The sequence below is a fragment of the Streptomyces sp. NPDC002853 genome, assembly GCF_053591915.1.
On record NZ_JBSFUS010000009.1, the window covers coordinates 221,116 to 232,954 of the forward strand.

The 11,839-nt window shown below is 71.8% G+C and carries 11 protein-coding genes; 6 read left to right on the plus strand and 5 right to left on the minus strand.

Annotated elements, in window-relative coordinates; genetic code table 11:
* Positions 1-124 precede the first annotated feature (124 nt).
* Positions 125-1,291: a thiolase C-terminal domain-containing protein gene (locus ACWD02_RS25560; protein ID WP_451214995.1), complete on the plus strand. Its 1,167-nt coding sequence runs from the start codon at positions 125-127 to the stop codon at positions 1,289-1,291.
* An 86-nt stretch (positions 1,292-1,377) separates the two neighbouring features.
* On the opposite strand, the gene ACWD02_RS25565 is transcribed toward ACWD02_RS25560, so the two are convergent.
* Entirely contained in the window at positions 1,378-1,608 is a 231-nt protein-coding gene (locus tag ACWD02_RS25565; protein WP_451214757.1) for a hypothetical protein, read from the minus strand.
* A 213-nt stretch (positions 1,609-1,821) separates the two neighbouring features.
* On the opposite strand from ACWD02_RS25565, the gene ACWD02_RS25570 reads away from it, so the two are divergent.
* Positions 1,822-2,520 carry a pyridoxine/pyridoxamine 5'-phosphate oxidase gene (locus ACWD02_RS25570; protein ID WP_451214758.1) on the plus strand — a complete coding sequence of 233 codons (699 nt, stop codon included), beginning with the start codon at positions 1,822-1,824 and terminating at the stop codon, positions 2,518-2,520.
* A 43-nt stretch (positions 2,521-2,563) separates the two neighbouring features.
* On the opposite strand, the gene ACWD02_RS25575 is transcribed toward ACWD02_RS25570, so the two are convergent.
* The 3 genes from ACWD02_RS25575 to ACWD02_RS25585 form a co-directional block, all read right to left on the minus strand.
* Positions 2,564-3,499 (minus strand): GNAT family N-acetyltransferase, encoded by a 936-nt coding sequence (locus ACWD02_RS25575; protein ID WP_451214759.1) that lies wholly within the window; start codon positions 3,497-3,499, stop codon positions 2,564-2,566.
* A 74-nt stretch (positions 3,500-3,573) separates the two neighbouring features.
* Positions 3,574-4,086 (minus strand): Zn-ribbon domain-containing OB-fold protein, encoded by a 513-nt coding sequence (locus ACWD02_RS25580; RefSeq protein ID WP_451214760.1) that lies wholly within the window; start codon positions 4,084-4,086, stop codon positions 3,574-3,576.
* The gene (locus ACWD02_RS25585; protein WP_451214761.1) at positions 4,083-4,535 is read right to left on the minus strand and encodes a DoxX family protein; all 453 of its coding nucleotides are present in this window, start codon (positions 4,533-4,535) and stop codon (positions 4,083-4,085) included. Before ACWD02_RS25585 ends, ACWD02_RS25580 begins: the two co-directional genes overlap by 4 nt.
* A 254-nt stretch (positions 4,536-4,789) precedes the next feature.
* On the opposite strand from ACWD02_RS25585, the gene ACWD02_RS25590 reads away from it, so the two are divergent.
* From ACWD02_RS25590 to ACWD02_RS25605, 4 genes are all read left to right on the plus strand, one after another.
* The gene (locus ACWD02_RS25590; protein WP_451214762.1) at positions 4,790-5,965 is read left to right on the plus strand and encodes a flavin-containing monooxygenase; all 1,176 of its coding nucleotides are present in this window, start codon (positions 4,790-4,792) and stop codon (positions 5,963-5,965) included.
* Positions 5,966-6,428: 463 nt separating this feature from the next.
* Positions 6,429-8,654 carry an acetate--CoA ligase family protein gene (locus ACWD02_RS25595; protein WP_451214763.1) on the plus strand — a complete coding sequence of 742 codons (2,226 nt, stop codon included), beginning with the start codon at positions 6,429-6,431 and terminating at the stop codon, positions 8,652-8,654.
* 85 nt (positions 8,655-8,739) lie between these two features.
* Complete coding sequence (locus tag ACWD02_RS25600) at positions 8,740-9,564, plus strand: enoyl-CoA hydratase/isomerase family protein (RefSeq protein ID WP_451214764.1); 825 nt, start codon at positions 8,740-8,742, stop codon at positions 9,562-9,564.
* Between the two features lie 124 nt (positions 9,565-9,688).
* Positions 9,689-10,321: a flavin reductase family protein gene (locus ACWD02_RS25605; protein ID WP_451214765.1), complete on the plus strand. Its 633-nt coding sequence runs from the start codon at positions 9,689-9,691 to the stop codon at positions 10,319-10,321.
* A 141-nt stretch (positions 10,322-10,462) separates the two neighbouring features.
* Here the strand turns inward: ACWD02_RS25605 and ACWD02_RS25610 are convergent, their stop codons facing one another.
* Entirely contained in the window at positions 10,463-11,797 is a 1,335-nt protein-coding gene (locus tag ACWD02_RS25610) for an MFS transporter (protein ID WP_451214766.1), read from the minus strand.
* Between the last annotated feature and the right edge of the window lie 42 nt (positions 11,798-11,839).

The window sequence follows — 11,839 nt, forward strand, 5'->3', positions numbered from 1 at the left end:
TCGACGGACGTAACACCCTCCCGGCAACCCCGCTATCTGATGTACCGTCAGATTCATGCCAACTTCCCTTCCTCCGAGCCCACATGTGGCGTCATCGGCAGCCGGTGCGGGCGCGGGCGCGGCGATGACCCGCCCGCGCAAGGTGGCCGTCGTCGGCATATCCCTCTCCGACTGCGGCCGCGTCGACGAGGCGACCCCCTACGCCCTGCACGCCCAGGCGGCCCGCCGCGCCCTGGCCGACTCGGGTCTGGGCCGCGAGGTCATCGACGGCATCGCGTCGGCGGGCCTGGGCACGCTCGCCCCGGTCGAGGTCGCCGAGTACCTGGGCCTGCGGCCACGCTGGGTCGACTCCACCTCCGTCGGCGGCTCCACCTGGGAGGTCATGGCGGCGCACGCGGCGGACGCGATCGCGGCGGGGCGCGCCAACGCCGTACTGCTCGTGTACGGGTCGACGGCGAGGGCGGACATCAAGGCGGGACGACGCACGTCGAACCTCTCCTTCGGCGCGCGCGGCCCTCTCCAGTTCGAGGTCCCGTACGGGCACTCCCTGATCTCCAAGTACGCGATGGCCGCGCGCCGCCACATGCACGAGTACGGCACGACGCTCGAACAGCTCGCCTCGGTGGCCGTCCAGGCACGCGCGAACGCGGCGACGAACCCCGACGCGATGTACCGCGACCCGATCACGGTCGACGACGTCCTGGCCGGCCCGATGATCGCGGACCCGTTCACCAAACTGCACTGCTGCATACGTTCCGACGGCGGTTGCGCGGTGCTCCTGGCGGCGGAGGAGTACGTGGCCGACTGCGCCTCCACCCCCGTCTGGGTGCTCGGCACCGGCGAGCACGTCTCGCACACGACGATGTCGGAGTGGGAGGACTTCACGGTCTCCCCGGCGGCGGTGAGCGGCCGCCTGGCATTCGAACGGGCCGGGGTGCGCCCACAGGACGTCGACGTGGCGGAGATCTATGACGCCTTCACCTACATGACCCTGGTGACCCTGGAGGACCTGGGGTTCTGTGCGAAGGGTGAGGGCGGCGCGTTCGTCGAGAAGGACCGCCTGCTGCGGGACGGCGAGCTGCCGACGAACACGGACGGCGGCGGGCTCTCGGCCCAGCATCCGGGGATGCGGGGCCTGTTTCTGCTGGTGGAGGCGGTACGACAGCTGCGCGGCGAGGCAGGTGAGGGCCGTCAGGTCCGCAGGGCGTCAGGGAGCCTGCCGGAGGTGGCGGTGGCGTCGGGGACGGGCGGGTGGTTCTGCTCGTCGGGGACGGTGGTCCTCGGCCGGTGAGGCTTGCGCGGGTGGCCCGCCGGGGTGGCCCGCCGGGGTGGCGAAGATCGCCCCCCGGCCCCGCTGCCGGCCCCGCTGCCAGCCCCCTAGGAGACGTACAGCTTGTAATAGCCGGTGCCGCCGGGCTTCGGGTCGCACCGGTAGTTGTTGAAGCCCTCGCGGACGTACTGCTGTCCGGCGTCGATGCACTTGCTCTGGCTCGAGTACGTGGCGATGTAGGTCCAGGCCTCGGCCTGAGCCTGCGCACCGGTGGCCCCCAGGCCGACCAGAGCGGCGGCTGCGGCGCCTGTGGTCAGAAGTGCTGCGAACTTGCGCATGGTGTTCTTCCTTCCCGTGCGGTCAAGGCGGTGGAAGTGACGCAGGGGGATCCTGTTGAAGAAGCGACGGGTACGCAACGCCTTGGCGGTATTACGGAACAAAAGTCCAAGTGCCCTTGGATAAAGCGGAGTTGCTTGCCCCCGGGTGCGCGCCGCCACCGGAAGCGGCGAGGGTTCACACGGCCGTGGCGCACGCTCCCGTAGATTCGCCGGATGGACGAAACCGACACCCAGGCCGACGCGTCTGCCCGCGGCCGGGCCCTCCTGCGCTCCCTCCGCGTCTGGGACACCGACCTGCCCCCGTTCGACCTGGAGGCCGCCCCCGACCGGCCGCTGCCCCTGTTCTGGCAGTGGTTCACGGAGGTGGCGGGCGCGGGGCAGGTGGAGCCGCACACCATGAGCCTGGCGACGGTCGACGATACGGGCCGCCCCGACGTGCGGACGCTGATGCTGCACGACGCGGACGAGGCCGGCTGGCACTTCGGCTCGCACGCGGGCAGCGCGAAGGGCCGCCAGCTCGCGGCACACCCGGAGGCGGCGCTCGGCTTCTACTGGCCCGCACAGGGCCGCCAGGTCCGGGTACGCGGCCACGTCACGGCCGCGGGCCCCGAGGAGAGCCGCGCCGACCTCGCGCACCGCTCGACGGGGGCCCTGGCCTCGGCCCTGGTCGGCAGACAGAGCGAAGTACTCCCCTCGTACGAGGAACTGACCACCGCAAGCCAGGCCGCCTGGACCCGCGCCCAAACAGAACCGAACGCACCGGCACCGAGCTGGACTCTGTACGTACTGGACCCGACGGAGGTCGAGTTCTTCCAGGGCGACGCACACCGACGGCACGTACGACTCCGGTACCGGAGGGGCACGGGCGGGGCCGGGACCCCGGGGTGGGCAACGGAACTACTGTGGCCGTGAGAACCGCCGCGCCCGCGAGGGTGACCCCGGTGGGCGGCAGGCGTCAACGCGTGAAGCCGTACTGCGTGAAGTCCCGGATCGGGCGGTAGCCGAGGCGTTGGTACAGGGCGTTGCTTGTGGGGTTGTCGGTGTCCGTGAAGAGCAGCACCTCGTCCGCTCCCGCCGCCAGCGCGGCACGGCTCACCTCGGCGGTGACCGCTCCCGCGTACCCCCGGCCGCGCAGGTGGGCCGGGGTGTAGACCGGGGCGACCCGGACCTGGCCCGCGACCCGGCGGGTGTTGCCTGCCATGGCCACAGGGGTGCCGTCGGGGGTCTCCCAGAGGGTGACGCCTCCGTAGGCGATGCGGGCGTCGGCCCACTCGCCGGCCCCCGTCGCCCCCTTCTCCCCGAGGGCCTCTTGGAACTCCCCGTGCCAGCGCACGAGCAGCGCCCGGTCGGCGTCGACGGCGATGCGGGCGCCACCGGCCGGTACGGGCTCGGGCGGGGTCAGCGTGCCGAGGCGGTACAGCCGCTGGGGGTAGCTGACGGCGGCGGTGGCCTTCGTCCGCCGCTCCCAGGCCGACGCGAACGCCGCTGCCGTGGCGCTCTCGGCCCCGACCCCGGCAGGTTCGAGGCCCGCGTCCGCGAGTACCCCGGCGAGCTCAGCGGCTGCGGCTTCGTCGGGGAGCGGGCTCAGGGCGAGGAAGTGCGGCGGGGTCCACAGGAACGCACCGGTCACCTTGCCGTCCTTGCCTTCTCCGCCTTCCGCGCGGATTCCGAAGAGGGGGTCTTCCGTCCCGTACGCATGCGACCCCCGCACCCGCAGCGTGTCGGTGACGCTGAGCAGCGCGGTGTGCAGGGCGGGCGCCGAGTGCAGGAAGGCCGCCGCGCGGGAGAGGAACTCGTCGAGGTCGGAGGTCAACTGCCAGCCGGAGTGCGGACCGGCGTGCGGACCGAAGCACGGACCTGCGTGCAGACCGGAGTGCGGAGAGGAAGCCATGGGCCATGATCCCGCGCACCGTGCCGTCGGCAGAAGCGATTTACCGGCACGAGCCATTTACCGGCATGAGCGATTTACGAGGCGTCGGGGAGATCAGCCCCCACCGCCGCACGTCCCCGCCTGAACACCGGCACCGTGACCCCCTCACCACCCTCGGCGCCCCCCTCACGGAACGCCACCTCAAGCGGCATCCCGATCCGCAGCTCGCCCTCCCCGCAGTCGACGATCTCCGTCATCATGCGCGGGCCCTCGGCGAGGTCGACGACCGCGGCCACGTACGGGACCCGGGAGCCGAACGGCGGCAGGTCGTTCCGGTGCACCACCGACCAGGTGTAGAGCGTGGCGGCGCCGCTCGCCCGCTCCCAGGTGACGTCCTCGCTCCAGCAGTGCGGGCAGAACTCCCGCGGATAGTGGTGCGCCTTGCCGCAGCCGCCACAGCGGCGGATCAAGAGCTGCCCGTCGGCCGCCGCGTCCCAGTAGGCGCGGGTGAAGGCGTCGGGCTGGGGAAGGTCGAAGCGCGGGGCCGAGGCCGGGGACGACGCAGACGAGGCCGAAGCCGGAGACGGGGATGACGCCGGGGCGCTCACAGGAAAAGCCCCAGCGCGTTGTCCAGCGACCACGCCTGCCAGGACATGGCGAACAGCGCGACGAGCGAGATCAGCGCCATCATCGCGTTCTGCCCCTGCTCGGCCCAGTCGTGGATCATGAGAACGAGGTAGAGGAGATTGAGCAACAGGCCCCCGACGAGCGCGACGGGGGTCAGGAAGCCGACGATCAGACCGAGGCCCAGGGCGAGTTCGGCGTACACGACGACGTACGCCATGGTCTTGGGACGGGGCGCGACCACTGTCGAGAAGCCGCTGCGGACCGCGTTCCACTTGTGCTTCTGGGCCACATCCGAGGCCCAGGCTATCCCCGTGCCCCGCTCGAACCAGCCCTTCTTGTCCTTGTGCCGCCAGCTCTCCAGCCACCACAGGCCGAGGCCTATGCGCAGCACGGCGAGCCATTCGGCGCCGGTGAGCCAGATCGTGTCCATGCGGCGGCTTCTCCCAGTCCGGTACGGGTTCCTGACGGCGCGTCAGTTACAAGTTTCCTGACGGTACGTCAGTTCAGCGCATGCCCGCCACGTGCGCAAGGGGCGTACGCAAGAGGGCGTACCCCGCGCGGGCCCGCCGACGTGCCGCGCAACCCATGGACGGAGGGCGCGCCGCGCACACCCGTGATCAATTCGCAACCGGTTTGGGGCTTGACCGTCCCCCATCAAGTGACCACGTGATTACTCTCAGATTCATGGCCGACACCACTCCCCCACAAGCGCCACAGCAAGACCGCCCTGTGTACGTCGTCGGCGGCGGACCCGGCGGACTCTCCGTCGCGGCCGCGCTGCGTGCCCGCGGCGTACGCGCGGTCGTGCTCGAGAAGTCCGACCGGGTCGGCGCCTCCTGGCGCAGGCACTACGACCGCCTGCACCTGCACACGACGCGCCGCCTCTCCGCCCTGCCCGGGCTGGCGATACCCCGCTCCTTCGGACGCTGGGTGTCACGTGACAACGTCCTGCGCTATCTGGAGAAGTACGCGGAGTTCCACCAGCTGGAGATAGTCACCGGCGTCGAGGTGTCCCGCCTGGAGCGCGCGGCCGACGGCAACGGCTGGCTGCTGCACGCCACCGGCGGACGCGAACTGACCGGCAGCGCGGTGGTCATCGCCACCGGGTACAACCACACGCCCCACGTGCCCGACTGGCCCGGCCGCGACACGTACTCCGGTGAGCTCGTGCACGCGAGCGCCTACCGCGACCCCGGCCCTTACGCGGGCAAGGACGTCCTGGTCGTGGGCGTCGGCAACACCGGCGCCGAGATCGCCGTCGACCTCGTCGCGGGCGGCGCGGCCCGCGTCCGCCTCGCGGTGCGCACCGCGCCGCACATCGTCCGCCGCTCCACGGCGGGCTGGCCCGCGCAGCGCACCGGCATCCTCTGCCGCAGGCTGCCCGTCCCGCTCGTGGACCGGCTCGCGGGCCCGATCGCGAAGGTGAGCGTCCCCGACCTGTCCGCGAAGGGGCTGCCCCGCCCCGACACGGGCCTGTACTCACGCGTGAAGGAAGGCGCGATCCCGGTCCAGGACGTGGGCCTGATCGACGCGGTGCGCAAGGGCAAGGTCGAACCGGTCGCGGCGCTCGACTCCTTCGAGGACGGCAAGGTCGTCCTCGCCGACGGCACGCGGATCGGCCCCGAGGCGGTCATCGCGGCCACAGGCTACCGCCGCGCCCTCGAACCGCTCCTCGGCGACCTCGGCGTACTCGACGCGAAGGGCGCACCGCTGGTCCGCGGCGCCCGCACCTCGAAGTCGGCCCCCGGTCTGTACTTCACCGGCTTCACGAACCCCATCAGCGGAATGCTGCGGGAGATGGCCCTGGACGCGGAGAAGATCGCGAAGGCGGTGGCAAGGACACTGGGCGCGGCCCGCTGAGCGGTGCGGGGCGCCCCGTAGGGGGCGCGGGGAACGGCGCGACCAGCCACGACGAACCCGCAGACACCCGACGGGCACTTCGCGCCCCATAGGGGCGCGGGGAACGGCGCGACCGGCCACGACGAACCCGCAGACACCTGACGGGCACTTCGCGCCCCATAGGGGCGCGGGGAACTGCGCGACCAGCCAGAACGAACCCGCAGCCACCCCACGGCCCTCCACACCCCCCCCAGTGGCCGGTACTACCCCCTCCCGGCACCCCCGCCCCCGGAGGGGGGAGTAGCCCCCCAGGGCACCTGGGTACGCCTGCACCTGAGTGCGCCCTCTGAGTGCACCCCCACCGGGGGCACCGCTCAAGGGCCGCCCCCACTCTTTGCATGCAGCACTGTTCCTGACACAGCGTCAGTTCAGTAATCTGACTATGCGTCAGTTGAGTTGCTGTCACACAGGAGCGGGCGGACCGATGCTTGGATCGACTTACGGCACCTTCACCACCGACCCCCGCCGCGCGCGTGTTGTGGCCTGCGGCGAAGCCCCGGCACCCGCCGTCCACGGACACGCCGCCACGGCGGACGACCTGGACGTCAGCGGACGCCCCCTGTACGCCGACGTACCGGATCTGGACCGGTTCTTCCGGCCCGAGTCCGTCGCCGTCATCGGCGCGTCGGACGCCGATGGCCGGCCGAACACCGGCATCACGCGCCAGCTCATGGACTGGGCCGAGCGGTGCGGCGCCCGGCTGCACCCGGTGCACCCCACCCGGCAGACCGTCTTCGGCACCCCCTGTTTCCCCTCCGTCGCGGACCTGCCGGAGCAGGTGGATCTGGCCGTACTCCTCGTCAGTGACCCCCTCCCGGTGATCGACGAACTCGCCGAGTCCAAGGTGAAGTTCGCCGTCGCCTTCGCCTCGGGCTTCGCGGAGACCGGCGAGGAGGGCGCGGCCGCCCAGGCCCGCCTTGCCGCCGCCGTGGAACGCTCGGGGCTGCGGCTGCTCGGGCCCAACACCAACCTCAACGCGTTCGAGAAGTTCCGCGACGACCTCGAAGGCCCCGCCATCGCCCTGATCACCCAGTCCGGCCACCAAGGGCGCCCCGTCTTCACGATGCAGGAGATCGGCGTACGCCTCTCGCACTGGGCGCCCACCGGGAACGAGGCCGACCTGGAGACCGCCGACTTCATCTCCTACTTCGCCGAGCGCCCCGAGGTCGGGGCCATCGCCTGTTACGTCGAGGGACTCAAGGACGGCCGCTCCTTCCTGCTCGCCGCCGACGGCGCCGCGCAGCGCGGCGTGCCCGTCGTCGCCGTCAAGGTCGGCCGCACCGAGACCGGCGCCCGCATGGCCGCCTCACATACCGGCAAGCTCACCGGCGCCGACACGGTCGTCGACGCGGCGATGCGGCAGTACGGCGTGATCCGCGTGGACGGTCTCGACGAACTCCAGGACACCTCGGCCCTGTTGGCGCGCGCGAGGCCGCCGCGGGCCGAGGGCGTCGTCGTGTATTCGATCTCGGGCGGCACGGGCGCGCACTTCTCGGACCTGGCGACCGAGGCGGGGCTGCGGCTTCCGCCGCTCTCGGACGCCAAGCAGGCGGAGCTGCACCAGTGGATACCCGACTACCTGAACGTCGCCAACCCCGTCGACAACGGCGGGCACCCGGTGGGTGACTGGCGCGGCCGGAAGATCATCGACGCGATCCTGGACGATCCGGAGGTGGGGGTGCTGATCTGCCCCATCACCGGCCCCTTCCCGCCCATGAGCGACAAACTGGCGCAGGACCTGGTGGACGCGGCGGAGCAGACGGACAAGCTGGTGTGCGTGGTGTGGGGCTCGCCCGTCGGCACGGAGGAGGCCTACCGCACGACGCTGCTCGGCTCGTCCCGCGTCGCCACCTTCCGTACGTTCGCCAACTGCATCACGGCGGTGCGGGCCTATCTCGACCACCACCGCTTCACCACCCGCTACCGCTCCCCCTTCGCCGAGGCCCCGCGCACGGCCTCGCCGTCCTTCCGCAAGGCCCAGGCGCTGATGCGGTCCGGCCAGCAGTTGAGCGAGCACGCGGCGAAGCAGTTGCTGCGCGCGTACGGGATTCGCGTACCGCGCGAGCAGTTGGTGACCAGTGCGGCGGCGGCCGTGCGGGCGGCGGGGCTCGTCGGCTACCCGGTGGTGATGAAGGCGTCGGGGTCGCGGCTGGCCCACAAGAGCGAACTCGGTCTGGTGAAGGTGGGGTTGACCTCGGCGAGTCAGGTGCGGGACGCCTACCGGGACCTGACCGACATCGCCCGCTACGAAGGCATCGCGCTGGACGGGGTGCTGGTCTGCCAGATGGTGGAGCGGGGCGTCGAGATGGTGGTGGGCGTGACGCAGGACGAGCTGTTCGGGCCGACGGTGACCGTCGGGCTCGGGGGTGTGCTCGTCGAGGTGCTGCGGGACGTGGCCGTGCGGGTGCCGCCCTTCGGCGAGGACCAGGCGCTGGCGATGCTTTCCGAGCTGCGCGGGCGGCCCTTGCTCGACGGGGTCCGCGGAGGGCCGCCGGTCGACGTCGACGCGCTCGTCGAGGTGGTGCTCCGGGTCCAGCGGATGGCGCTTGAGCTGGGCGACGAGCTGGCCGAGCTGGACATCAATCCGCTGATGGTGCTGCCCCGGGGGCAGGGCGCGGTCGCGCTGGACGCTCTTGCCGTCTGCCGCTGAGCGGGGCCTCGGGAAGCCCTTTCGCGGCGCTTCCTTCCCGCCCGTCCACCTGAACACCGCGCAGCGAAATGGAGCCCACCCACCCATGGCTACCTCCCCCGAAACGTCAGTTGATCCCCTCGACTCATTGGTACTCCACGCCACTGACAACGGCGTCTCGTGGATCACGCTCAACCGGCCCGAAGCCATGAACGCCGTCACCTGGGACCAGCGCGAACGCGTCATCGCGCTGCTCGCGGAGGCTTCCGCCGACCCCGGCGTCCGAGCCGTCGTGATCACCGCCACCGGCAAAGGTTTCTGCGCGGGCGCCGACCTGCGCGGGGCGCCCGGCTCCGTCGCCGAGCGCGTGCCCGGCGACGTGGCCCGCACGATCAAGCTGGGCGCCCAGCGCCTCATCGCCGCCGTCCTGGACTGCGAGAAGCCGGTCATCGCCGCGGTGAACGGGACGGCCGCGGGGATCGGCGCGCATCTCGCGTTCGCCTGTGATCTCGTCGTCGCCGCAGAACAGGCCAAGTTCATCGAGGTGTTCGTGCGCCGGGGCCTGGTCCCCGACGGCGGCGGGGCCTACCTTCTGCCGCGTCTCATCGGCCCGCAGCGGGCCAAGGAGCTGATGTTCTTCGGGGACTCCGTGCCGGCCGCGGACGCCGAACGGCTCGGGCTCGTCAATCGCGTCGTACCGGCCGACGAGCTGGAGAAGACGGCCCGCGCCTGGGCGGAACGCCTCGCCACGGGGCCGACCCGCGCCATCGCCATGACCAAGCAACTGGTCAACGCGTCCCTCGAATCGGACCGCGCCACGGCCTTCGCGGCGGAGGCGGCGGCCCAGGAGATCAACATGACGACGAGGGACGCGAACGAGGGTGTGACCAGCTTCGTGGAGCGCCGCTCACCTTCGTACGAGGGCCGCTGAGGGCCCGCCGGGGCCGCTGCGGGTCGCCGAGACCGCTGCGGGGTCGCCGACGCGCCGCCCCCGCACTATCAGCGGCCGCGACCCCTTCCAATCTGACGACCCGTCAGCTTCAATAGCTGGTGTGATGGGACATGCGGGGATGGCGGCCACCGTCGTCCGATACCTCAGGTCGGTCGGAGCGCCGACCACCACCGGCCCGGTCGAGGCCCTCCCGCGCCCGCAGCTGCGGGCCGTCGGTGAGGACGAGCGGGCGCCGCTCGGCGCGGGCGAGTTCCGGCGTGTGCTCGGGAACTTCGCGACGGGCGTGACCGTTGTCACGGCACCGGCATCCGAAGGGGAGGAAGGCCCGGCGGGGTTCGCCTGTCAGTCCTTCTCCTCGCTCTCCCTCGACCCGCCCCTGGTCTCCTTCATGGTCGCGCGTACGTCGACGACGTGGCCCCGCATCGCACGCGCGGGCGTCTTCTGCGTCAACATCCTGGGCGCCGGCCAGGGAGCACTGTGTCGCGGCTTCGCGGTGAGCGGCGCCGACAAGTTCGCGGGGGTCGTGTACGACGCGGCGCCCGTCAGCGGCTCGCCCCGCCTGGCCGGCGTACCGGCCTGGGTCGACTGCACGATCCAGGCGGTGCACACCGGGGGCGACCACCTGATCGTGGTCGGCAGGGTGGACGCCCTGGGCGCCGCCGACGACGGCGAACCGCTGCTCTTCCACCGCGGAAAGTTCGGCAGGTTCGACAGCTTCGACCCTCCCGCCAGGTGAGCGCGACCCCTCCACCTATGACCCGCCCGCCAGGTGAACGCGACCCCTCCACCTTCGACCCGCCCGCCAGGTGAGCGCGACCCCTCCACCTTCGACCCGCCCGCCAGATGAGCGCCACCCCCTCCACCCTCGACCCGCCCGCTAGGTGAGCGCGACCCCCTCCGCCTTCTCCTCGCCGCCGACCCGCCGGATGACCAGGGCCATCAGCGCCGCCGCCGCGCACAGCGCCCCCGAGGCGATCCACATCACGTCGTACGACCCGAAGGAGTCGCGCACGACGCCGCCGACGACGGCCACGAGCGCGGCCCCCACCTGGTGCGAGGCGAGCACCCAGCCGAAGACGATGGCGCTGTCGTCGCCGTACTGCTCGCGGCACAGGGCCAGGGTCGGTGGCACGGTCGCCACCCAGTCGAGTCCGTAGAAGACGATGAAGAAGATCATCGGCGGGTGCACGGACGGCGCGAGCAGCAGCGGCAGGAAGAGCAGCGAGACGCCGCGCAGCGCGTAGTACACGGCAAGCAGCCGCCGCGCGTCGAAGCGGTCGGTGAACCAGCCGGAGGCGATCGTCCCCACGACGTCGAAGACACCGATGACGGCGAGGAGCGAGGCGGCCGCCGTGATCGGCATGCCGTGGTCGTGCGCGGCGGGCACGAAGTGCGTCTGGATCAGGCCGTTCGTCGACGCGCCGCAGATCGCGAAGGTCCCGGCGAGCAGCCAGAACGGTCCGGTGCGGGCCGCCGTGAACAGCACGGTGACCGCCCGCCGCGCGGCGCCCGTGGCGGGCGGGGGCTTCTCCACGAACTCCGCGGAGCCGTACGGCTTCAGGCCCACGTCGGCCGGATGGTCGCGCAGCAGCAGCCACACGAACGGCACGACGGCGAGGGCGGCCAGGGCGACGGTCACCGCGGCAGGCCGCCACTCGTGGGCCTGGACGAGCCAGGAGAGCACCGGCAGGAAGATCAGTTGCCCGGACGCGGAGGCGGCCGTCAGGATGCCGGTGACGAGTCCGCGCCGCGTGGTGAACCAGCGGTTGGTGACGGTGGCGGCGAAGGCGAGCGCCATGGACCCCGAGCCGAGACCGACGAGCAGTCCCCAGCACAGCAGCAGCTGCCAGGCGTGCTGCATCCACACGGTGAGGCCGGAGCCGAGCGCGATCACGACGAGCGCGACGGCGACGACCCTGCGGATGCCGAAGCGGTCCATCAGCGCGGCGGCGAACGGCGCGGTGAGTCCGTACAGCGCGAGGTTGATGGAGACCGCGAGGCCGATCGTGCCGCGCGACCAGTGGAACTCCTGGTGCAGCGGATCGATGAGCAGGCCCGGCAGGGAGCGGAAGGCGGCGGCGCCGATGATCGTCACGAAGGTGACGGCGGCGACGAACCACGCCCGGTGGATGCGGCGACGGCGCCCCGGCGCCACCTCCAGGGGAGACTCGACCGCCTGATTCACGTCTGTCTGGGTCACGACAAACAGCATCCGGATGCGTCCTTACCCGAACGAGTGGCCCGAAGGACAGCA